This is a genomic window from Neorhizobium galegae bv. orientalis str. HAMBI 540 (genome assembly GCF_000731315.1).
Taxonomy (GTDB): domain Bacteria; phylum Pseudomonadota; class Alphaproteobacteria; order Rhizobiales; family Rhizobiaceae; genus Neorhizobium; species Neorhizobium galegae.
This window is the reverse complement of record NZ_HG938354.1, coordinates 954,784-977,577: the sequence shown is the minus strand read 5'-3', so window position 1 is coordinate 977,577 and position 22,794 is coordinate 954,784. Positions and strand designations below refer to the sequence as shown.

The 22,794-nt window shown below is 60.9% G+C and carries 23 protein-coding genes; 6 read left to right on the top strand and 17 right to left on the bottom strand.

Translation table 11 applies throughout. The features are described 5' to 3' along the window. Window positions 1-13 precede the first annotated feature (13 nt). Window positions 14-1,252, top strand: a complete 1,239-nt coding sequence (locus RG540_RS27165) for a D-arabinono-1,4-lactone oxidase (RefSeq protein ID WP_041365142.1) — start codon at window positions 14-16, stop codon at window positions 1,250-1,252. Window positions 1,253-1,263: 11 nt separating this feature from the next. Here the strand turns inward: RG540_RS27165 and RG540_RS27160 are convergent, their stop codons facing one another. From RG540_RS27160 to RG540_RS27115, 10 genes are all read right to left on the bottom strand, one after another. Continuing rightward, window positions 1,264-2,274 carry an amidohydrolase family protein gene (locus RG540_RS27160; RefSeq protein ID WP_041365140.1) on the bottom strand — a complete coding sequence of 337 codons (1,011 nt, stop codon included), beginning with the start codon at window positions 2,272-2,274 and terminating at the stop codon, window positions 1,264-1,266. 18 nt (window positions 2,275-2,292) lie between these two features. After that, window positions 2,293-3,072: an ABC transporter permease gene (locus tag RG540_RS27155; protein ID WP_041365139.1), complete on the bottom strand. Its 780-nt coding sequence runs from the start codon at window positions 3,070-3,072 to the stop codon at window positions 2,293-2,295. Then, the gene (locus tag RG540_RS27150; RefSeq protein ID WP_041365137.1) at window positions 3,069-3,884 is read right to left on the bottom strand and encodes an ABC transporter permease; all 816 of its coding nucleotides are present in this window, start codon (window positions 3,882-3,884) and stop codon (window positions 3,069-3,071) included. Before RG540_RS27150 ends, RG540_RS27155 begins: the two co-directional genes overlap by 4 nt. Further along, window positions 3,881-4,675 (bottom strand): ABC transporter ATP-binding protein, encoded by a 795-nt coding sequence (locus RG540_RS27145; protein WP_041365134.1) that lies wholly within the window; start codon window positions 4,673-4,675, stop codon window positions 3,881-3,883. Before RG540_RS27145 ends, RG540_RS27150 begins: the two co-directional genes overlap by 4 nt. A gap of 63 nt (window positions 4,676-4,738) precedes the next feature. After that, window positions 4,739-5,722 carry an ABC transporter substrate-binding protein gene (locus RG540_RS27140; protein WP_041365132.1) on the bottom strand — a complete coding sequence of 328 codons (984 nt, stop codon included), beginning with the start codon at window positions 5,720-5,722 and terminating at the stop codon, window positions 4,739-4,741. Window positions 5,723-5,786: 64 nt separating this feature from the next. Further along, window positions 5,787-7,073, bottom strand: a complete 1,287-nt coding sequence (locus RG540_RS27135; RefSeq protein ID WP_041365131.1) for an MmgE/PrpD family protein — start codon at window positions 7,071-7,073, stop codon at window positions 5,787-5,789. Beyond that, a complete protein-coding gene (locus RG540_RS27130; protein WP_041365130.1) occupies window positions 7,070-8,125 on the bottom strand; it encodes an aminopeptidase P family N-terminal domain-containing protein in 1,056 nt (351 codons plus the stop codon). Before RG540_RS27130 ends, RG540_RS27135 begins: the two co-directional genes overlap by 4 nt. Next, a complete protein-coding gene (locus tag RG540_RS27125; protein ID WP_162182826.1) occupies window positions 8,122-9,234 on the bottom strand; it encodes a M24 family metallopeptidase in 1,113 nt (370 codons plus the stop codon). Before RG540_RS27125 ends, RG540_RS27130 begins: the two co-directional genes overlap by 4 nt. A gap of 10 nt (window positions 9,235-9,244) precedes the next feature. Next, window positions 9,245-10,954 (bottom strand): hydantoinase B/oxoprolinase family protein, encoded by a 1,710-nt coding sequence (locus RG540_RS27120; RefSeq protein ID WP_051909838.1) that lies wholly within the window; start codon window positions 10,952-10,954, stop codon window positions 9,245-9,247. Window positions 10,955-10,958: 4 nt separating this feature from the next. Then, window positions 10,959-13,022, bottom strand: a complete 2,064-nt coding sequence (locus tag RG540_RS27115; RefSeq protein WP_051909836.1) for a hydantoinase/oxoprolinase family protein — start codon at window positions 13,020-13,022, stop codon at window positions 10,959-10,961. A 219-nt stretch (window positions 13,023-13,241) separates the two neighbouring features. Between RG540_RS27115 and RG540_RS27110 the strand changes: the two genes are divergently transcribed. Then, window positions 13,242-14,150 (top strand): LysR family transcriptional regulator, encoded by a 909-nt coding sequence (locus tag RG540_RS27110; RefSeq protein ID WP_041365125.1) that lies wholly within the window; start codon window positions 13,242-13,244, stop codon window positions 14,148-14,150. 24 nt (window positions 14,151-14,174) lie between these two features. Here the strand turns inward: RG540_RS27110 and RG540_RS27105 are convergent, their stop codons facing one another. Continuing rightward, entirely contained in the window at window positions 14,175-14,480 is a 306-nt protein-coding gene (locus RG540_RS27105) for a hypothetical protein (RefSeq protein WP_040125076.1), read from the bottom strand. 300 nt (window positions 14,481-14,780) lie between these two features. On the opposite strand from RG540_RS27105, the gene RG540_RS32585 reads away from it, so the two are divergent. From RG540_RS32585 to RG540_RS27085, 3 genes are all read left to right on the top strand, one after another. Continuing rightward, window positions 14,781-15,134, top strand: a complete 354-nt coding sequence (locus RG540_RS32585) for a hypothetical protein (RefSeq protein ID WP_157884698.1) — start codon at window positions 14,781-14,783, stop codon at window positions 15,132-15,134. A 529-nt stretch (window positions 15,135-15,663) separates the two neighbouring features. After that, on the top strand, window positions 15,664-16,380 hold the full coding sequence (locus RG540_RS27090; protein ID WP_157884697.1) for a Crp/Fnr family transcriptional regulator: 717 nt from the start codon (window positions 15,664-15,666) through the stop codon (window positions 16,378-16,380). Between the two features lie 73 nt (window positions 16,381-16,453). Next, the gene (locus RG540_RS27085) at window positions 16,454-16,699 is read left to right on the top strand and encodes a DUF6894 family protein (protein WP_051909834.1); all 246 of its coding nucleotides are present in this window, start codon (window positions 16,454-16,456) and stop codon (window positions 16,697-16,699) included. Between the two features lie 6 nt (window positions 16,700-16,705). Here RG540_RS27085 and RG540_RS27080 read toward each other — a convergent pair whose 3' ends face one another. Next, window positions 16,706-17,419, bottom strand: a complete 714-nt coding sequence (locus RG540_RS27080; protein WP_041365117.1) for a Crp/Fnr family transcriptional regulator — start codon at window positions 17,417-17,419, stop codon at window positions 16,706-16,708. A 183-nt stretch (window positions 17,420-17,602) separates the two neighbouring features. Between RG540_RS27080 and RG540_RS27075 the strand changes: the two genes are divergently transcribed. Beyond that, on the top strand, window positions 17,603-18,001 hold the full coding sequence (locus tag RG540_RS27075; protein ID WP_051909832.1) for a response regulator: 399 nt from the start codon (window positions 17,603-17,605) through the stop codon (window positions 17,999-18,001). 78 nt (window positions 18,002-18,079) lie between these two features. Here RG540_RS27075 and RG540_RS27070 read toward each other — a convergent pair whose 3' ends face one another. The 5 genes from RG540_RS27070 to RG540_RS27050 form a co-directional block, all read right to left on the bottom strand. Then, entirely contained in the window at window positions 18,080-18,382 is a 303-nt protein-coding gene (locus RG540_RS27070; RefSeq protein WP_041365115.1) for a hypothetical protein, read from the bottom strand. A gap of 247 nt (window positions 18,383-18,629) precedes the next feature. Continuing rightward, window positions 18,630-18,935 (bottom strand): DUF982 domain-containing protein, encoded by a 306-nt coding sequence (locus RG540_RS27065; RefSeq protein WP_051909830.1) that lies wholly within the window; start codon window positions 18,933-18,935, stop codon window positions 18,630-18,632. Between the two features lie 74 nt (window positions 18,936-19,009). Beyond that, entirely contained in the window at window positions 19,010-21,274 is a 2,265-nt protein-coding gene (locus tag RG540_RS27060) for a xanthine dehydrogenase family protein molybdopterin-binding subunit (protein WP_041365113.1), read from the bottom strand. Then, entirely contained in the window at window positions 21,268-22,305 is a 1,038-nt protein-coding gene (locus RG540_RS27055) for an FAD binding domain-containing protein (protein WP_041365111.1), read from the bottom strand. Before RG540_RS27055 ends, RG540_RS27060 begins: the two co-directional genes overlap by 7 nt. Next, complete coding sequence (locus tag RG540_RS27050) at window positions 22,302-22,754, bottom strand: (2Fe-2S)-binding protein (RefSeq protein WP_244446783.1); 453 nt, start codon at window positions 22,752-22,754, stop codon at window positions 22,302-22,304. The genes RG540_RS27055 and RG540_RS27050 overlap by 4 nt, the downstream gene beginning before the upstream one ends. Window positions 22,755-22,794 lie beyond the last annotated feature (40 nt).

Sequence of the window (22,794 nt, the reverse complement as noted above, 5' to 3'; positions counted from 1 at the left end):
GAGAGGGGGAGACATGGCTTTGGAAAAAGGCGGCCTGTGGCGCAACTGGGTCGGCAATCAATATTGCGTTTCACAATTCAAGGCATCACCGGAAACGGAAGCCGAAGTGGCGGAGCTTGTCCACGAAGCCGATCGGCGTGACCTGGCGGTGCGTGTGTCGGGCTCGGGACATTCCTTCACGCCCGTCGTCGGCACCAATGGCCTGCTGCTGTCGCTCGCAAACCTGCGCGGCGTGCAGAATATCGACCGCGAGCGAAAGCAGATCACGGTGGCAGGCGGAACACGCATCAACGAAGTCGGCCGGACGCTGAAAGAACACGGTCTTTCGCTGGTCAACCAGGGCGATATCGACAGCCAGGCTGTCGCCGGCGCGTTTACGACCGGAACCCACGGTACCGGGATCAAGCTCGGAAACCTGGCCTCGTCGATTGCCGGCATGCGTATCGTCACGGCCACCGGAGACATTCTCGATATCGACGGTCGCGACAGGGACAGGCTACATGCGGCCCAGGTTTCGGTTGGAACGCTCGGCGTTATCTCCTCGCTGACGCTCAACGTCACGGACGCCTATAATTTGCACGAACGTCTCTGGCGGGACGATTTCGAGACCTGTATGGAACGTCATGACGAGCTGGCCTCCCAACACCGCCATTTCGGTTTCTTCTGGTGCCCGACGCCGGAAAGCCGCCATCTCTATTGTCTTACCGACACGTCTGCGGTGTCGAGTACCAACAAGCTGGCCGATGTCTGCGAGATGAAGGTCATGGACATCACCGACGCAGCACCGATGGAAGGCGAATTCGAGAAAATTGCCTATAGTTCGGAAGTTTATCCCATCGAATACGTGCCGAATTTCGTCGAGCTGGAATACGCGGTTCCGCTGGAGCACGGCAAGGCCGCGGTGAGGGCTGTCCGGGATCTGATGCTCAACAAACATACCAACTGCATCTATCCTATCGAATACCGGTTTACCGCGGGCGATCCGGCCTGGATGAGCCCCTTTCATCACCAGGACAGTATCACCCTGTCGGTGTCGGGTGGTCCGGGTATCGACTATTGGCCCTTCCTGAAGGACGTCGACCAAATTCTTGGCAGGTACAATTCTCGCCCGCATTGGGGCAAGATGCATTTCCTCGACACCGACGACGTCACAAGGCTTTACCCTCGCGCCAAGGAATTCCGAGCGCTCAGACGGGATTTGGATCCGAAAGGCCGGTTCCTGAACGATCACTTGAAGATGTTGTTTGGATAAGGATCAAGCGCCTAGGCAGCGGCAGCCTCGGGCGGTTTGAGGCCGAGAATGCGCACCGCATTATCATGGAAGATCTTCTGCTTGGTGGCGGCGCTCATCTCGATCTCGTCGAGAAGCTTCAGGCATACAGCCGGATCCCAGCAGGGATAGTCCGTACCGTACATGACGTTATCGGCGCCGAAATATTCGATCGCGAACTTCTGGCCGGCGGAATGCGGCGAAACCGTATCGGTGAACATCTGGTGGAGATAGTGGCTGACCGGCTTGGTCAGGCCCGCGGTCTTGGAATTTTTGTCCATGCGGCCGGACTGGTATGGCAGCGCGCCGCCCGTATGCGACATGACGATCTTGAGGCCCGGATGACGCTCCATCATGCCGGAAAGGATAAGCCGCGACGCGGCCGCGCTCACTTCGACCACGCGGCCGAGGCTCAGGTGCAGGGCATCGTTATAACCCTGCATCACGTCGGCAAAAACCGCATCTGTCGGATGCAGGAACATCGGCAGGCCAAGTTCCGCGACCCGCTCGTAGAAAGGCTCCAGCCGGACGTCGTCGATCATGCCGTCCTTGCCGACGCTGCCGGGCAGGTTGACCCCCATCAGACCAAGCCGATTGACCGCATCGTCGAGCACTTCGATCGCAACTCGCGTGTCGACCAGCGGAATCGCCGCCGAGGCCCAGACGCGGTCGGGATAACGCCGCTGCGCCCAGGCCATTTCCTCGTTCCAGGCAAGTGCAGCGTCGCGGCCCTCCTCGACCGGCAGTTCCGAGAAGTAGATCGACAGCGGGCCGATCGAGCAGACCACCGAAATGTCATGGCCGAGACTGTCCATATAGGCGAGCTGCTCGTCGAGATCGAACCATTCCTTCCAGCTCGCCACCGTGCCGCGGCGCCCATTGGCGCCGTGGTAGGTATAGCCGCCGCGCGCATTGACCACCGCCTTCGGAAAGCCTTCGCGCTTCAGAAGCGGTTCGAAAATCGACCGCGGCCACCAGTGGAAATGGGAATCGATGATCTTCATAAGACTAACCTCGAAGTTTTAGCGGTTGCTATCGACGCGCCAGGAATCGGTCCTGGTTTCCAGGAACGACAGGATCTGGGTCAGCAGCACACCAAGCACGACGACGATGACGATCGACACCATCATCTTGGTCGTCTGCATCAGCTGGCCGTAATAGGTGATGGCGTAGCCAAGACCGGCATTGGCGCCGAAGAGTTCGGCGACCACGACACCGGTCAGCGCCCGGCCGACGCCGAGGCGAAGGCCGGCCATCATCACCGGCACGGATCCCGGCAGCGCGACGCGCAGGAAAATGTCGAGCGGCCTGGCTCCGAAGGAGCGCGCCGCGCGGGCAAGGTCGCGATCGGTATTCTTGATGCCGGACAGGGTGTTGGCATAAATCGGCGTCAGCGCGAAAAGGAAGGCGATCGCGATGATCGTCGGCCGGCCGTATCCGAGCCAGGCGACGAACAGCGGGTAGAAGGCGACGGTGGGCGCCGAATATTTGAACCAGATGAACGGTTCGAGCGCCGATTCCACATCCGCAAACCAGCCGGCCAGCATGCCGAGGACAATACCGACCACGGCGGCAAGACCCAGCGACCAGACGAAGCAATAAAGCGTCGCCGCCACATTGGTGGCGACCGAACCATCTTCGAACTGAGCCATGAATTCCACGGCGACCTGGCTCGGGGTCGAGATGAAGAACGGATTGATGAAACCGGTGTCGACGGCGATCTGCCAGAAAACCACGATGCCGATCATCGACAGCGTGCCGAGCACCAGCGCCTGGCGGCGATAGAAAAGTTCGGCGATCATTTCGACCTCCAGTCGCGGACCTTGTTCTCCACGGAGCGGACGATGACGGTCAGCGTGTAGCCGAAGGCGCTGACGATCAGTGCATAGACGAGCAGGCGGTCGATACGCATGGCGGAACCATAGAGATTGAGCTGGTAGCCGATGCCGGCCTGCGACACGAACAGCTCGCCGACGATGACGCCAAGCACGGCGCGGCCGACGGCAAGCCTGAGACCGGTCAGCAGCGCCGGCAGCGAACCGGGCACCAGGACGCGGGTAAAAATATCGAACCTGGTCGCCCCGAAGGAACGCGCCATCCGGATGAACCGTGGATCGGCTTCGCTCATGCCGGCCATGGTGTTGAGGACGATCGGGAAAACCGCCCCTAAGAAAACGACCGCAATCTTCGGCGCCATGTCGATGCCGAGCCAGATCACCATGATCGGCAGCAGCACCAGCGTTGGGGCGATGTAGAGCGCCATCAGCGGCGGATCGATCAAGTAGCGGGCGATCTTCGACGTGCCGAGCAGCACCCCGAGCGGAATGGACACCACGATCGCCAGCGCGAAACCGGCGACGAATTCCGTCAGGCTGATGCGGGCGTGATAGAGGAAATTATCGTTCTTGAAGATGTCTATCGCTGCGAAGAAAACCTCCGTCGGGCGGCTGGTGAAACGGCCATTCACCCAGCCCATGGTCGGCGCGATCTGCCACAGCACAAGAAATGCAAGGACGGCAAGCGTCCCGATGATCGCCGAGCGGGACGGACGCAGGAAGGAAAGGGAAAGCGGTCGCGTTTCCGCCGGTCCAGCGGTTATCTCTGCCGATCTCATGCGACCTCCTGCACCAGCTGCATGCTGGACATGTCTTCCGCCAGATGGGCGCGCAGCCGCTTGCGCAATTCGTGAAAGTCGTCGCTGTCGAGGATTGCCTCATTGCGCGGGCGCGGCAGATCGACCTTGATCACTTCCTTGATATGACCGGGGTTGCGACCCATGACGACGATCTTGTCGGCAAGGAATATCGCTTCGTCGATATCGTGGGTGACGAACAAAGCCGTTTTCTTGGCGCGCTCCCAGATGCGCAAAAGTTCGGTGCCCATGATCTCGCGGGTCTGGGCGTCGAGCGCCCCGAACGGCTCGTCCATAAGCAGCACTTCGGGATCGACGGCAAGCGCCCGGGCGATGTTGACGCGCTGGCGCATGCCACCGGAAAGCTGGTGGGGATGATAGTCGGAGAAGCGGCCGAGGCCGACGAGGCGGATCATCTGCATGGCCCGCTCGTTGAGGTCGCCGCCGCTCCAGCGCTGCATTTCGAGCCCGAACTTGACGTTGCCGCGGACCGAACGCCACGGAAGAAGAGAGGCTTCCTGAAACACCACCGCGCGGTCGGGACCCGGACCATCAACCCGCTTGCCATCGATCTCAATCGAACCACGCGCCAGGCCGACGAGCCCCGCGACCGCCATCAGCAGTGTGCTCTTGCCGCAACCGCTGGAGCCGACGATGGTGACGAATTCACCCTTTTCGACCGACAAGGCGACACTGTCGACGGCAGAGAACACCTCGGTGCTCTTCGGTTTGCGATAATCGATCCCGAGATCGCGGATTTCAATCTGCGCCACTGCTTTCTCCTCCTGGAGCGGGCCTCCGCCCGCTCTCGTTATATTATCATGCAAATGGAAGGCTCACTTCGGCTTCCACTCGTTGTAGGTATCGTGGAACGTGCCGACCCAATACTTGTCGACCGGCATGGGCTGCTTATAGGTGCCGTTCATGATGCCGACGTCCCAGAAGGCCTTCATGCCCGCGTCGCTCGCCAGACGGCCGTCTTCGAAGATCTCGTCGATGAAGTCGTCATAACCGCGGTTGAGATAGGTCTCCTCGAGGCCGAGCTTGGAGGCCAGGAGCTTGACGGACTCTTCCTTGTGGGCCTTGGACCACCGGACGGCCTTGGCAAAGCCGCGCAATACGGCCTTGATGGCATTCGGATCGTTCTTGATGAAATCCTCACGCGCATAGAAGCAGTGGAACGGGAAATCCGGCGCGATCGACTTCTGTTGCAGGATCAGGTTGAAGCCGCGATCGGCCGCCATGAACTTTTCCGGCGTCGCGAAGATATTGACTTCCAGCTGGCCGGCTTCCATCGCAGCAAGACGCGGCACGGAGCCTCCGCCCTGGACGATCTGCACTTCGCTCTTTGGATCGATGCCCTTGGTCTTCAGCGCATAACGCGTCAGGAAGTCGGTCGACGACCCGAAGGTCGAGATACCGAAACGCTTGCCCTTGGCGTCTTCGAGCGTCTTGATCGACGGCACCGAATACCAGTCGAAGACGGCCATGTTGAAGCCGCCGTAGAAGATCTTCACGCCCTGGCCGGTTTCGACCCCGACAAGCGCTTCCGAGAAGGCGCCAACGCCGATATCCACGGCGCCGGCGACCATGCCGCGCACTAGATCCGTGCCGCCCTTGAAGGCGACGATCTTGACGTTGATACCCTCTTCCTTGAAGAAACCCTGTGCATCGGCAACATAGATCGGCAACAGGGTTGAGGTATTGAGCGGCAGGCCGATCGTGATGTCCTTCTTCTCGATCGCCTGGGCGCTCGCCGCCTGAAAGGACAGCGTGGCAAAAGCCGCCGCTGTCGCCATAGTTTTCAGAAATTTCAACATTCTCTCCTCCTTGTGACGCCGACACTCCCTGCGGCATCTGCTTTTCGTTAATTCCAGTGTCCCTTCAGGCCGCCTCGCTCCTCGGGAAAGAGGCGTCCGTAAACTTCAGCAGGAGGCTGCGGGCCTCCTGAACGGCCGGCGCGCCGGCACCCGCAAGCGCGGCTTGCAGCCGCTGCAATTGCGGCACCGTGGTCGCGGGAAGGCTGTCGATCTTGCGGTCGAGCATCACCTGAGCGTCCTCACCGCAGGTCTGCGGCCAGACGGCCTCGTGTGTCTGTCCCTTTCCCCATACGACAACCCGCGCCGGCCAACCTTTGCCGGCGAGCGTGTCGTCGGCCGTGATCGTCACGCGCTTGGCAAAAGCCATGACTTCCGCATTGAAGGGACGAGAGCGGTCGACATCCATCAGCCTTGCGGGCTCGAAAGCGGCAATGCCGAGCTGCAGGCCGAGATGGGCGATGGTCGACAAACGATCTTCGGCAACAAGCAGCCGGCTGACGACGGGGGCCGCGACCGGTGGCAGAAAAACTTCGATGCTGTCGATGGTATTGGGGTCGACACCCTTCTCCAGCAGATGACGGAAAGCCTGGATCGCATTGACGCCCTGGCGGGCGGAGACGAAGGGCTTCATGCCGACCCCTGTGATCGCCAGCGGATCGACATGGTTAGGCTCCAGGGCAACCGCCGCCGCCGCTTGTCCTTTCATCCAGCTTGGAGACAGCAGTTCGAGATCGCCCTTGATGCCGGCCTTCGCGGCAAGCGCCGCCCGGATACCCTTCAATGTGGCTTCGCCGATCACCAGCCAGCGGGCCGACGGCATGCCGGAAGGGCGACCGCTGCGTCCCGAACTGCCGGCCATGGACAGCACCAGCGCCTGGGCAACCTGTTCGCCCGAAAGACCAAGCGCAATCGCCGCGCTCACAGCCGCGACAGCTGGCGCTGCGAACAGGCCCGGCCAGGTTTCCGGCAAGGCCGAAACGCCGCCGACGGCTTCCGACAGCGCCAAACCGATGGCATGGCCAGCGGCAACGGCCCTGACATAGGCTTGATAGTCCTGCGCGAAGATCAGCGCAGCCGGCACCGCCATGGCACCGGGCGTCGCACCGGAAGGCACGTGGATCGCGTCCCATTCGGTAAAACGGATAACCGCCGACGCGCCCGCAGCAGAGGAGACTGCGTCGCCGGCACCGGTCTCGCGATAGAAGGCGAGGAGTGAGGAGCCTTCGGTCGCACCGGCGCCGGCCGCCAGGCATGCCAGCGCGTCGACGGTATGGAGGTTGACGAGATCGCGGAGTTTCTGGTCTCCGCCATCGGTCGTCAGAAGAATGGAAACGAGATCGCGTGCGTTCATTCTGCGGCCTCCCGCCTTGAACTATCGCCAAGCCCGACCGGACGCGACGCGACGATCGTCTCGCCGTCGAGCGTGAAGGCCGTTGTCAGGATGCCGTAGGGGACCGGCGCGGCAAGCGGCGTTTGCGCATCGGCCACGACCTTCAGCGGCCGGGTGCCGTGCGGTGCCTCGAGATGCCAGTCGATCAGTTCGGCGCCGTCAGGCAGATAGAATGCCGAAATCGAGCCCTCGGCGGGAAGAGCGGGAGACACCCTGTCCAGCTCCGCGCTCACGGAGGTAAGGCGCGCGGCGATTTCGGAAACGGCGGAGAATGTTTCGATCCGGCGAACCCAGACGCCGTTATAGGCGATCGACAGGCGCACCGCAAAAGTGCGGCCGAGTTCTTGCCTGCCGGTGCGGATAAAACGGAGATCCTGGGAAAGATCGGGCACTACGGCGACGTAACATTCCTCGGCGCCGGCAAGCCGCACGGCCCGTTCGACCGGGCCGGTGAAATCTCCGGCAAATCTGCCCTTGATGTCGCCCGCCTTGAATGCCTCGCGGGCGATATCGTCCGTGCGGCGCACGAGATCGAGTTCGGCGCGATCCGCCTGACCGCGAACCGCCGTGAAAAGCTCCGTCGCATCGGAGAGTTCGACCGGCAGGACTGAGAGAATTTCATCGACCACGCCGCCGGGCATGCGGTCGAATTCGACCACGCCGAGACGTTTCGCCCCAAGCTGGGCCAGGCGTTCGCCGGCAAGCTTGCCGGGGAAGGGCGAGTGGGCCACTTCGAAAGTCGGGGCGACGGATTTGACCCACTCGCCGACGCGCTTCGACAGCGCCGTCAGGAAGATCGGAAGGCCGTCGCGCAGCACCAGGACGAGACCATCCGACCAGTAAGGCGTGAAACCGGAAACCCAGGTAACGCCGGCCGAGCGCACATGATTGGTGTAAATCAGCATTCCATCGAGACCGGCGGTGGCGATCGCCTGCTGCAGGCGGACTTGCCGGGCGGTGACGTCGGCGAGGGAGAGTTCGTCCTCGCGCCACAGGATCAGACCGTGTCTCATGCCGCTGCCCTCCGGGCGCCGACCGAAAAGAGTTCGCGCGGCGTCTTCGTCAGGATTTCCGGACCGTCGGCGCGGACGATCAGCGAGTCGCCGTGCACGAAATAACCGATCTCGGGATTATATGTGTTCGGGTGCACGATCATCGACATGCCTTCCTCGATCACCGTGTTCACATCTTCGAGAATATGCGGCTTGGTATCCGGGAAAAGGCCAAGGCCATGGCCGCGCACGCGGGTATATTCGCTGGTCACGTATTCGCCCAAACCATGGGCGCGAAAAATGTCGTTCTCCGCCCGGGCGATATCGGCCGCGGTAACGCCCGGCTTCACGACGGCAAGCCCAGCTTCGAGAGCATCATTGTAGATTCGGAAGACCTTGCGCTGTGCCTCATTCGGCTCACCGATGACCAGCGTGCGGCAGATCTGGACGTAATAGCCGTTGACGCAAGGGGTGAGTTCGCTCGTCACCAGATCACCCGGCTTGAGGATCTTGCCGAGCGGTGGCGCCATGCCGCGCACTTCCGGACCGCCGACGCCGATGATCATGAAATTGTCGTCGACGCCTTCGTTGCGGAAGAAGGATTCGATCTCGGCAATCAACTCGTAGTCCTTCTTGCCGACAGCAGCGGCATTGCGGAACACCGCGTAACCTTCGTCCGCCAGACGCGCAGCGCTGCGCACGGCATTCAGCTCGTCGGCGGATTTCACCATCAGCAGACGGTCGACCAGCGCAGTCGCGTCTTCGAAACGAAGATCGCCACGCAGGGCGGCAAGCCCATAGGGCAGGTGACGCTTGGGCCCCGCGGCGATGCGGCTATTGCCGAGCCGGGCGATAACACCGGACACCGTCCCGATCAGGTCGTCCGCAACGACGGTCTTGACCTCCGGACATTCGACCGCGGCGCGTTCCCCCTCCAACTCGTCGTCGAGATAGAGGGTCACATTGCCGTCGCGGGTGACGACGACCAGACCCTCGCCTTCGAGAATGCCGAAATCGGCGGCATAACGTAGGTAGTCGTTCTGCCAGGCATTGCCGTAGAGCACGAGGCCGTCGAGCCCCGCCTCCAGCATCGCCTCGATCAACCGTTTCTTGCGGATTTCGCCGATCATCGCCATGTCCTCAGCCGTTCACTACGATACGACGCGGCATCTGCGGTTCGGCATGGCCGTAGTCGCGGACAGCCGCTTCTCTGGAGACCAGACCATTGGCGATGTCCTCGTCCAGATCGGTGCGCGAGCGCTTTCTGGGGTCGCCGTAACCGCCGCCGCCGGCGGTAAGGAAGGTGATCCGGTCGCCCGGCGTGAAGTGAACGTCAGTGGCCTTGTTGACGCGCAGCTGAGTACCGTCGGCACGGTCGATGATCGCAACGCTGACCTCGCCGGTATGGCCGCCATGCAGACCCCAGGGTGGGGTGACGGTGCGGTCGAAATTGATGTTGCCGCGGCAGGCGCGCAGGCAGCGATAGGTGAGCTCGATGCCGAGGCCGCCACGATGCTCGCCGGCGCCGCCGGAATCCGGCCGCAGGGTGTGCTTCTCGACGATGAACGGATACTTGATCTCCTGTAGCTCGACCGGCGTGTTGCGCACGTCGCCCTGGCAGACCGAGACGGCTGCGGATTCGCCGTCCTCATGCGGGCGACCACCCCAGCCACCGCCAAAGATGTTCATCAGCAGGAAGCGCGAACCGTCGTCGTAGAAGCCGAAGAAGGAGCATCCGCCCATGTCACCTTTATGGGCGGCCGGGATGAGCTCCGGCACGGCCGGCGCCAACGCCTTGAGGATCGTGTCGATCACGGTCGGCAGCGCGATGCTCCACTGGCCGAGGGCGGCCGGCGGACGGGCCGAGAGGATCGTACCGTCCGGCAGGTCGACGTTGAGCGCGCGGAAACAGCCTTCGTTGACGTCGAGTTCCGGCGAGGTCAGCGCCTTGAAGGCAACACGGGCGGCCGCGATGCCGCCCGAACGGCCGGAATTCAAAGGGCCGTTCACCTGCGGGTGCATGCCATGGAAATCGACCGTGATGGTCGAGCCGGACACGATCACCTTGACGGCGATCCTAAGCGGCGTCGCGAGATCGCGGCCGTCATTGTCGAGGAAGCTTTCGGCCGAATAGGTGCCGTCCGGAATGCGTTCAATCACCTGGCGGGCGGCCTTGTCGGTCTGGTCCCAGATGGTCTCGACGCAGCTTTCCACCACGCCGCGGCCATAACGGGCGACCAGTTCGGCATAACGCTTGGCGCCGATCTGGCAGGACGCGACCTGGGCGCGCAGATCGCCGAGGCTGGCATCCGGATAACGGATATTGTCCTGGATGATCTGATAGAGCGTGTCATTGAGCTCGCCGGCCTTGTAGATCTTCAGGGACCGCATCTGCAGGCCTTCGGAGTAGATGTCGGTCGTCGCGTTGGACCCGAAACCTTGGCGGCTGCCGCCGATATCCACCCAGTGGGCGCGGTTGGCCGCAAAGCCGATCAGTTCGCCCTCGTGAAAGCAGGGCGCGTAGACGACGACGTTGTTCAGGTGCTGGCCGCAAATATGGCCATGGTTCATGACGAGGACGTCGCCCTCTTCGAAACCCTTCAGCCCGTATTTCTTGATGCCGTCCTCGACAGCGATGCCGAGGTCGGCGAGGAAGATCGGCAGGCCGCCGCGGTTCTGCGAGATCATCCGGCCGGTCGTGTCGATCAGGCCGCAGCAATAGTCGCGGACTTCGTAGATCATCATGTTGTAGGCGGATTTGCAGAGCGCCTCGGCCATCTCGTCGGCATAGGCGACGATCGCATTGCGGACGACTTCAACGGTGATTGGATCGTTTTTCTGGAGGGTCATGTTCTTATTCCTCGCTCTGCTTGGCGAGCGTCACCAGCAGATGGCCTGCCTCGTGGACGACCACTTCGTCGCCGGGGTGGATCAGGATGGTGGAATTCGGTTCCTCGATGACGGCAGGGCCAGTGAGCCTGAAGCCAGCCGGCAGCGCCGGGCGCCAGTAGATCGCCGTCTTGAGCGGCTTTGCCGGATCGTCGAACACCACATCGCGGCTGCTGACCTCGGATTCCGCTTCCGGCTCCCACGGGCGGGACAGCCATTCCTCGGCAACATTGTCGGTGCGGGCGGCGGTCAGGACCAGGCGCAGGCTGACGATTTCCAGCGCCTCGGTCGGTGCCGACTGGCTGTAGCGGCGGTCGTGCTCGGTATCGAAACGGTGGCGGACCTCACTGGTATCGCCGGACAGCATGCCGGTGTTCTCGATCGGGATCGAGATCGCATGTTCCTGGCCGACATAACGCAGATCGGCAAAGAAGCGGTGATCCGCGTCGTTCTCGGCGATGCCGTCCCGCTTCATCTGCTCGCGGCCGCTGGCGACGAGTTCGGCATAGACCTTCTCGACGCCGGCCTCGGAAAGTTCACCGACGCGGCCGATGAAAGTCTGCACGAAATCCTGCCGCCAGGAGGCCATGAGCATACCGAGCGCCGAGAACGTGCCTGGCAGTTTCGGGATGATCACCAGCGGAATGTAGATCTCGCGGGCAATCGCGATCGCATGCAGCGGACCGGCGCCGCCGAAGGCGATCATCGCCGTATCGCGCGGGTCGATACCCTTGTTGATCGAGACGGCGCGCACCGACAACGACATGGAGCTATCGGCGATCTTCGCGACGCCGAGCGCCGCCTCAACCGGGTTGAGCTTCAGCGTGTTGCCCACCTTGCTCAGCATTGCCTGTTCGGAGGCCGCTCTGTCGAGCGGCATGCCGCCGTTCAGGAACCGCTGCGGATTGATGCGGCCGAGGATCAGGTCGGCGTCGGTGACGACCGGCAAGTCCGCTCCCTTGCCATAACAGGCGGGGCCAGGATCGGCGCCGACGCTCTGGGGACCCACGTGCAGACCGCCCGCATTGTCGACCCAGGCGATCGAACCGCCGCCGGCGCCGACTTCGACAATGTTGACAACTGGCAACTGCATCGGCTGGCCGTCAGCTTCTTCGCCGATCACGTAACCGGTTTCGATCGCAGGCGCTCCATCGGTGATCAGGCTCGACTTGGCGGTCGTGCCACCCATGTCAAAACCGATACAGCGCTTGAGACCGAGCAGCCTGGCGAGACGCCCTGCGCCGATCATACCGGCAACCGGGCCGGATTCCATCATCGAGACCGGTTGTTCCTGTGCCTGGCCGATCGACATCACACCGCCGTTCGACCGCATGATATGGATCTTGCCGTCGAAGGCGCCGGAGCGGAGATAGGTTTCGAGGCGCTTCAGGTAACCTTCGACGCGGGGGCCGACAAAGGCGTTGAGCGCAGTAGTCGAGGACCGCTCGTATTCGCGGTATTCGCGTAAGATTTCGTGCGACAGCGTCACGAAGATATTCGGCAGCGCCTTGCGCAGCATGTCGCCGACGCGACGCTCGTGGTCCGGATTGGCCCAGGAATGCAGCAGGCAGATGGCAACGGATTCGACACCGGCGGCCTCGATCTCGGCGATGACGGCGGCGACCGCCTTTTCGTCGAGCGCTTCCAACACGTCGCCGGAAGCAAGGATACGCTCCGGAATTTCGAAGGTCAGGCTGCGCGGCACCAGCGGCTGCGGACGTTTGAAAAACAGGTTGAAAGCCTGAATGCGGTTCGAACGACCGATCGCATAGACGTCGCGGAAACCGCTCGTGGTGATCAGTGCGGTGCGGGCGCCCTTGCGCTCCAGCACCGTATTGATGGCGATCGTCGAGCCGTGAAGAATTTCATTGAGCTGGTTGGGATCGCAATTCGCAAGCTCGAGACTGCGGGCGATGCCCTGGGTCGGATCGGCCGGCACGGTCGAGGTCTTCGACGTTACGATCTTGCCGTCGACATAACCGACGAGATCGGTAAACGTGCCGCCAATATCAATTCCGACAATATTCATGCGTCCTCCTGTCCGCATGGAACCCATGCGGAATGCTGTATCTTTGCGGATTGGGCCGAGACCTCGGCAGCGGTGGCAGGAACACTCCGGCTGACGTTAAAGCGTCAGATTGTTCATGTCATTCCTCATCCTCGAACAGCATTTGATCCATTCGAAAGGTAACTAGCAACGGGTTCGGGGGCTTTAGGTTTGATAGCCTATAGGCTATAGGTTATCGCCATGTTCAATATCACGCTCCGGCGCATGGAAGTCCTGGTTGCAGTGGTCGAGGAGGGGAGCTTCGCGGCCGCCGCGGATCGTTTCGGCATCGCACAGCCCTCGGTCAGTGCCCATATCATGGCAATCGAGAAGGAAATCGGTGGGCAGATTTTCGTGCGGCGCCGGGGCCGCAAGCCGCTGCTGACCGAGATCGGCCAAAGCGTGCTGCAACATGCGCGCGAATTCCTGGCCGAGGCCGACGACATGCGCGCAGATGTCGTGAAAATCCGAGGCGAGACCGGTCAGCAGGTGATTCTATCTTGCCAGCGAAGCCTCGCCAATTTTGTTCTGCGAAAAGATCTGACGGGCTTCGCAATAGCGCGGCCGGATATCCAGCTCGTTCTGAGGATCGGCAAACAGGAGGATGTCTTTTCCGAAGTTCGCGACGGCGTGGCCGACGTCGGCTGCTTTCTGGGCAATGAAGACCTTCGCGGCGTCCGGGCTGAAACCATTGGCCGGGAGAAGCTGGTTCTCATCGCCTCGCCAAACCACCCCCTTGCCCACCGCAAGCGCGTCAAGCCGCAGGACGTGGCACGTTATGACTTCGTAGGTCCTCCGCCCTCTTCGTTGTTTGGGCGCGGTGTCTCGAAGCTCCTGGCGAATGCGGGTATCAGCCACGTGAAGGTCGCGGCGCAGGCGACCGAGTACCAGTTCCTGCGCGAGTTCGTTGTTGCCGGTGTCGGCATTGCCTGTTCGCTGGAACGAAGCGTAGCGGCTGATCTCGAGCGCGGCGAGCTGGTCAAGGTCGATCTGGCCGGAGATGAATTGAGCTTCGACGTACGGCAGATAGCGTCAATCCGCCGCCCTTTGTCCAAGCCTGCCAGTGACTTGATGGATTTCCTTCGCTCAAGACATCAGGCGCCCGGTTAACGGGACATGCTTTCCCCCAAATCTCTAGATCCCTGACCCGTCGAACTGCTGTCCGTCGGTGCCTTCCCAGGGGGAGGGCATCGAAAACCGGTTAAGGTTGGCCGAGGGCATCGGCATCCAGCACTTCAATTCCGGCTCGGCATATTCGATGATGTGCCCGGGCGAGGAATCAGAAGCGCGCCAGCCTTCTCCACCGAACTGGTCGCCATTCGACCAATAGGCGAGGTCAACTTCTGCCGGCCCCTGTTCGGACGGGCGGATCGTAACCAGGATCCGACTGCCATCCTTCGGTGCGCTTGCCATGTGGCGCCAGCGGTCCGTCTCGTCCATCCTTTTTCTCCTGCCTTGCTGCCGGTTGCAACTGTCGCCTCGCCATCGAAAGCCGTCAACTCAAACTTTGCGGAGGCACACGATCTCAAATCCGTCAGAGACTTTTCCAGACCGAAAGGCGTGCCTATGGGTCAAAATTATTCAAAGCGGCCAAATTTAAAATCTCCGCGCGGTCAGGCCGCGCTGCACGCCGATTGCGGAACTGCGAAAATTGTGTGCCTGTGCAGCGAACTTCCTGTCTTCCCCACAGTTTGCGGCGGAACGGGGTTGCACAGGGCGACAGGTAAAGCGGGATAGCAGGTGAGCCAGTACACGATGATCGTCATCGGCAACAAGAACCTTGTTTCTTCCAGCACTCGCGATGCCTGGGAACGAGCAGGAATTGAGTTGCAAGGACCGGTGTTACCGCCTGCTTTCGAAATGCGGCTTGTGCATGCCGCCCATGGCGTGCTGATCGATGCCACCGAAGATGCCGATCCGATGTTCCGGATATCGGAGCAGCTTGAGGCCGCTTCGGTTCCTTTTCTTTTTGTCGTGACGGAGCAGCAGGGACCAGAGTGTAAAGGTTCTTATGTGCTTGGTCCCAAGCCAAAGCATATCAAAGAGATCGTCGAGGAACTGCTTCGGCAATACGACAGCGGCGTCAGACATTAGGGTTTCCGGCCTCGCGACGCTGCAACATCGGCGATGAATATTTCACACATTATCCTGAACACGTGAAGCCTAAGAACGCCGTGGTCTTGCCCTGGAGGAAGCTCGCATTTCGCTCGCAAGATGACCCGTTCGGCAAGATCTCCTGATCCCTTCTTGGAGTGAAGAAATCGGCGCGCCATGCGGTGGACATCCGGGGCGAGGTCATCTATCCGAGGACTTCCGTCTTCCTGCATATTCGGGTCCGGCAGGTTCGGGATGATAGTCATTCACAGCTCCCTCCTGCGCAGAATAATCCGATCGTCGGACATGTCGTTCCCGTACGGTAGCGGACAAAGGGATGTGCTGCCGATATGGCATCCCACCCTTCCAAAAGGCCGCGTTTCGGGATCTCGGGACGTCAACGTACCGAGCTTGCCCGGCACGCACCAAAGGAGTAAGTTTGGCCCATCGTCCGCTAGCTGAACAGGGCGCGGACGACTGAGGGTTATCATGTGCTCTTGCCCCGACTGATGGGAAGCGGAAGCGCATCGTGACAACTCCTCTTCAGGCAACCATGCCGAACAAGCTTCTGGCTTTGCTGCCTCCAGCCGACTACGAGATGATCGCGCCGGACCTGGTTCATGTCGTTCTTCCGAGAGGCACCCCACTGGGCGTAATGGGAAAGCCCATCGAATATGTCTATTTTCTCACAGCCGGAATAGGTTCGATCGTCGCGACGACGCCTGAAGGTCACCGAGCCGAAGCAGGCCTGTTCGGTTTCGATGGTTACGTTCCCACCTCGGCCGTCGCCGGTGTGGAAATCAACGCGCATGACGTCGGCGTCCAGCTGGACGCGGAAGCGTACAGGATGGACTATGTTGTGTTCCGCGGCTGGATGGACCGGAATAGAAGTCTTTCCAAGGTGATGCTGCGCTCAGGCGAGGCATTTGCGATCCAGCTGGCGTACACGGCGGTATCGAACGCCATTCATGAGGTCACCGAAAGATTGGCGCGCTGGTTATTGATGTGTCATGACCGGGTTCCCGGCAACGAGATCAACCTCACCCATGATTTTATCTCGCTGATGCTGGCGGTCCGGCGGCCAAGCGTGACGACCTCTCTGCATTTGCTGGAAGGCAACGGGTTCATCAAGTCCGAAAGAGGCACCATCACCATCCGGAACCGGCCAGCTCTCGAAGAGTTTGCGCATGACGCCTACGGCAGACCGGAGGAGGAGTATCGACGTTTGATGAGGGACATTTTCTGACGCGTAACCGTATTAGACCGACTTCAGGCGAAGTTCGGTACGAGACGACAAAGCAGTCACCGAACGGACCGGCATGACACGCTACTTCTTCCATATCAGCCAGAGTGGCCAGACTGTCCTCGATCACGAAGGGGACGAATTTGCCAGCCTCGATGACGCTCGGACCAATGCAGTCAAGGCAGTCCGTGAGTTGGTGGCAGCCAAGATCAAAAGCGGGCTGATAATATTGAACGAGCACATGGAAGTGCGCGACGAAGCAGACGCGCTGCGATTGATCATCTCTTTCCACGAGGTGATTGAAGGTCAACTCAAGCGCTGACCGGGCTCAAAACTCACCGATAAGGCGACGGTATTCCTCTTCAGGCTTGCCATAGGCATTGCCCGCGAATTCCTCCATTCCCTTACGGTCTCGGACGGTGATACGGCCGCGTTCTGCACGGATGAGTTTCCGGCCTTCGAGGATATGCAACGCGGTAGTGACGCTGGGCCTGCGGACCCCGAGCATCAGGGAGATGAAATCGTGTGTGATGGCGATCTCGTCCCCATCCACACGGTCGTGGCACATCAGCAGCCAGCGCGCCAGACGTTCGTCGACCTGATAGGTGACGTTGCAAAGGGCCGTGTAGGATATTTGCGAGGCAAATGTCTGGATGAATCGAGCCAGCAGGTTGGCAAAAATGGGGTTCTCCGGGAGAGCCTTGGTGAGGCCTTGCAGAGGCATGCGAAAGCCGTGCCCCTCCACCTGCATCAGCACCTCGTGCACGCTGATCGTGCCACCGACACCGGCCGAGGTTGGTGAGAAACCCTCCCGGCCAAACATGCCGGCCTCGGCCCGCTGGCCGTCCGACGAGATCGTGATGACCGATCCTATGCCGCGGGAGAGGAAATAGGCATAGTCGATGGGCCTGTCCGCCTCGACGATGATAAAGCCTCTTGTCAGATCGACCGGTTCGAGACCGTTGCGGACACTTCGGAACTCGTTCTCCGGCAACAGAGCTAGCAGTCGGTTTCGCTTTTCTAGGGGCTCTGCGGCGGACATGGCTCTCGCTGACGTCGGGCGAAAGTGCAGAACTTCCAGCCGCCATGCCCTGAATTCCATCAGACGGTTGGCGATTCTATAGCATCCTGTTGTTCCCGGTGTTTTTGGGTACGCTGGCAGACCCTCCAACCCTTTTTATTCAAAAAGGCTAATTTGAGCGCTCTTCATTCGGGAGGAGAAAAAATGGAAAACGGGGGACACGAGCCGGTTCTGCTGCTGGAAGACCAAGCTCTGATTGCGATGTATATGGAGGAATTGCTTCACGAGGCCGGATTTGACAGCATCAGCACCCATTCATCATACGCTGCAGCGATCGAGTGGCTTCAGGAGAATACACCCGAGCTTGCCATAATCGAAACCCGGCTGCGGGACGAGCCATGCGACGGCATTGCTGAAATGCTCGCAGACCGCGGCGTCCCCTATATCGTGCACTCCGTAGAGCGGGACGAGGGCAGAAACCATCCATTGATGGGAACCAAATGCAAATGGCTCGACAAACCCTGCGATCCAGACGAGTTCGTCAAAGCGGTGAAGGAGTGCACATTCCCGGCCGCCGAAATGCATTTCTCAAACGTCGGGTGATGGTCACGTCCCCGCGCGTGAAAGACTCACGGCAAGATGGCTGTTTACACGAGGAATCAGTAAGATAGGCATGTTTTTTCACAGAATAGATTCAAGTAAAACCCGCACATCATTCTGCACTCCGCCAGTCAAATGGTGACCCCGGCGGGGGCGGCTATCGGATCGGAAAAAAGCGCGGGAGCGTGTCAGATAAATGGCGATGTCGCTAAGCTTTTCGGGATCCGTCAGCCCGCGGCGATAAAACCAGAACACGATCCTCGCAATGGCTTCCGGATCAACATCCGCCGTTTCGGGAGAAGAAACGGCCATGCTGACCGCCTCGCGCATGACGTCGACGTCATGCATGGTCATCACATTCGTGTCGAATTCTCGGGCTTGCATTGCAATCCTCCTGCAGCCGACAGACGAATTCTATGCCCGTTCAGGCACGCCTGAAATAAAAAATGACGCATCGAAGACTTTGGTCAGATAGCGTACAAAGGAGGTTGAATTCGCCTCGGATGGGGCAATCCTGACACAGGTGCTGAAGCCCGCGCCAGAATGGCATTTCCAACGAAAATGTCGGCCAATCCGAAATGGTTGGGATGGGGAGGCTGCGGAAACCAGCCGCCCCACCCCGGATGGCTGATCAGGCACAAACAGCCATCGGATGCGCCCTCGCCGAAGAGGACGTTCCAGCTGCAACCACCACCATCGGCATGCCGGCTTCAAGGCATGCGGCAATGAAGGCTTCGCGTGCGATCTCGACTGGCGCTATTCTCTTCAGTGCCGCTCGACATCTGTGGACGGCGCGGTCGTACCGCTCCCCATGCTTGAGCGGCCATTCGTTCTCCAGAAAGTCCAACGCGTCGTAGACGTTGTGAAAAGTATGATCCAAGCCGTTCGGCAGCCGGATGTGCACCGGGGCGCGAAACGGCATTTCCGGAATGTTCATGATCTCCTCCTTTCACATGCCGGATGAAAAAGAAGCAGAATCGATTTGGTTATTGGCCGCCGAGATTCAAGAGGTCATGCGGATCGCCTGGCCTCTTCGTTGGCTTCCAGGATCTTGTCGATCGTGATCGGGAAATGACGGATGCGTTTGCCGGTCGCGTGGAAGATCGCGTTGGAGACCGCTGCGGCAACGCCGATGATGCCGATCTCGCCGAGGCCCTTGGCGCCGAGGGGGCTCACCTTGTCATCGTCTTCATGGACGAAGATCACTTCGATGTCCTCGACATCCGCATGGGCCGGCATGTGATATTCGGCGATGTTGTGGTTCATGATCCGACCGGTGCGATGGTCGACCATTCCTTCCTCGTGCAGCGCCATGCCGATACCCATTACCACGCCGCCAAGGATCTGGCTGCGGGCCGTCTTGGGATTGAGGACGCGGCCGCCGGCGACGGCCGAGACAACCCTGGTCACGCGTGTGACACCAAGTTCCTCATCCAGCTTCACCTCCACGAATACGGCGGAATGGGTGTAGCTGATAAATTTCTTGGCCTGTTCCTGATCGGGAGCGACCTTGCCATGCTCCTCGATGAAGGAAACGCCCGCGGCGTCCATGATGTCGCCGATCGAGACGCCCACCTGGTGATTTCGATCGAGCACGAGGCGGCCTTCCGCAAGGGTGACCTCATCCTGCGAAGCTTGTCCGAAGGGTGAATTCGGCATCGACTTGGCGTGCTTCAACAACGTGTTGCGCACGGCACCCGAGGCAGCCTGAACAGCCGAACCGCTGGAGGCTGCGGTCCATGAGCCTCCTTCGACGCCGGTTTTCGGCAGGCTGGAATCACCTATCAGGACGGTCACATCGTCGAGCGGCACCCCGAGTACCTCGGCGGCGACCTGGCCGAGAACTGTATAGGTGCCGGTGCCGATGTCCGATGCAGCAGCAGAAACAGCGGCCTTGCCGCCTGCCGACAGCCGGACTTTGGCCTCCGCCGGCATGATTGTCGCTTCCCAGATGCCGGTCGCCATGCCCCAACCGACGAGGTCGTTGCCGTCGCGCATCGAGCGTGGCGTGAAGGAACGGCTGTTCCAGCCGAAGCGCGCGGCGCCCTCGCGATAACACGCGTCCAGCGCCTTGGAGGTGAACTGCTTGTCCTGGTTCTGGTCTCGCGTGGCGAAATTGCGCAGTCGAAGTTCGACGGGATCGATGCCGACTTCGTAGGCGAGTTCATCCATCGCCATTTCGAGGGCAGTAACCCCGGTCGCGGCTCCCGGCGCGCGCATGTCGCCCGGTGTCGAGACATCGAGTTCGGCCAGCTCATAGGAGAGCCTGACATTGTCGCATTTGTAGGCGAGGCCCGCCCAGTTGACGACGTTTTCCTGATAGTCCTCGTAACGAGACGTCGCCTGCAGCGCGTGATGCATGACCGACAAAAGCCGGCCCTCCCGGTCCGCGGCCAGCGAGACGGTCTGGATCGTCGCGGGCCGCCAGGTGAGATAGAACATCTCGCGCCGGCTCATCTCCACCTTGACGGACTGCTTCAGATCCAGAGCTGCCATGACGGCAAAGAAAAGCTGATGCTTGGGGCGCAGGCCCGAGCCAAACGCGCCGCCCACAAAACTATTCTTCACCGTCACCTTTTCCGGATCGAGCCCAAAGACGTTGCAGACATAATCATGCGAGTTCTGCGAGCCCTGCGTCTTGTCGTGGATGGTGAGAAAGCCGTCCTCCTCCCACAGCGCCGTCGAGGCAAAGAGTTCCATCGGGTTATGATATTCGCCCTCCAGCCTGTATTCGCTGGAGATCTTGAAGGGAGCGTCGGCAAAGGCGCCCTGCGGATTGCCGCGCGGCTCGGGCGGAACGAACTCCTCCTTGCGCGGCTGAGGGGGAACGTAGCTGCGCCTCTGTTCCCGACCGAGATCCGTATGCGGCTCTTCGGCAACGTAGCGCACGCGCACCAGTGAAGCCGCGTCGCGTGCGGCCTCGAAGCTTTCGGCGACGACCAGGGCGATCGGCTGGCCGTCATAGAGGATACGATCGTTTTCAAGCGGCCGGAAGGGATGACCCGGGAGGGCGACCGCGTCCTTCCATTTGTCGTCGTCCTCGGATGTCTTCGGCCGGTTTTCGTGGGTATAGATCTTAATGACGCCGGGGAAGCGTTCCGCCAGACCGGTTTCAATTTCGACAATCCGGCCGGTCGCGACGGTCGCGGGGACTGCGTAGCCATGGAGCATGCCGTGGCCACCATGATCGGCGGCGTATTTGGCGCCGCCGCTGACTTTCAGCGGTCCGTCGATACGCGAAAGCGGAAGGCCGACGACTTTGGTTTCATTCAGCATTGGTCTTGCCTCCTCACTGTACGGCTTTGACGACCTGGTCCTGCGGGTGTGCCGGAGGCGGCCTGTCTCAGGGCACGGACGATCGCCTTTTCCGCGAGCGGAATTTTGAAATCATTGCCGTCCTGGCCCTTGGCTGCCGCAAGAAGCCGCCCGGCGACGCCGTGGAAAGTACCCTCGCTTGCAGGCTGTCCGGCAAACTCGGCTTCCGCCAACGTGTCCCGCCAAGGTTTATGGGCGACCCCGCCCAGCGCCACGCGCAGGTCGACGATTTCACCCTCGGCGATATCGATGGCAGCCGCGACCGAGACAAGTGCGAACGCGTAGGAAAGACGGTCGCGCAGTTTCAGATAGGTATGGTGGCGGGCGAAGTGATTGCCTTCGAGGCGGATGGCCGTCACCATCTCACCAGGGGCCAAGGTATTGTCGCGCTCAGGTTGATCGCCGGGAAGCCGATGAAAGTCTGTCATGGCAAGATCACGCCGTCCGTCGGGTCCCTCGACTTCCACCGTTGCACCCAGCGCCGCGAGCGCCACACACATATCCGAGGGGTGGGTGGCGATGCACTTGTCGCTTGCGCCGAGAATGGCGTGAATGCGGTTGGTTCCGCCAATCGCGGAACAGCCGGAGCCCGGTTCGCGCTTGTTGCAGGGGGTGGAGGGATCATAGAAATAGTAGCAACGGGTGCGTTGCAGCAGGTTTCCGCCGGTGGTGGCGGCATTGCGAAGCTGGGGAGAGGCGCCGGCCAAAATGGCGCTTGAGAGCAGTGGATAACGCTCCCGAACACGCCCGTCATAAGCGACGGCCGAATTGCTGGCGAGCGCTCCGATGCGCAAGCCGCCGCCGGGCAGATCCTCGATCTCCTTCAGGGGCAGCCGGTTGATATCGACGATCGCAGTCGGGTGCGCGACGTCGTATTTCATCAGGTCGACCAGATTGGTGCCGCCGGCCAGAAGCTGCGCGCCCGGATCCGCCGCAAGCGCGATAACGGCATCCTGAACGGTTTCGGCGCGGGTGTAGGAAAACGGTCTCATTCCGCAGCCTCCCGCAAGGGTTTCACACCTTCCTGATCAAGGACCTTCTCAATCGCATCGGCGACATTGGTATAGGCGCCGCAGCGACAGAGATTGCCGCTCATCAGCTCCCGGATTTCGGCGCGGCTGTGAGCGTGGCCTTCGGCGACAAGACCGACGGCGGAACAGATCTGGCCGGCCGTGCAGTAACCACATTGAAAGGCGTCGTGCTCGACGAAGGCCCTTTGCATCGGATGCATGTCCTGCGGCGTTCCCAGCCCTTCGATCGTGGTGATCGCAGCGCCGTCGATCGACACGGCGAGCTTCAGGCATGCGTTCACCCGTTCGCCGTCGATGAGGACCGTACAGGCGCCACACTGGCCGTGGTCGCAGCCTTTCTTGGTGCCCGTCAACTCGATTGGACCACGCAGCAGATCGAGCAGGGTGACCCATGGATGAATATCGAGCATGCGGTTCGTGCCGTTGATGTTGAGCGAGATTGCGCAGGTC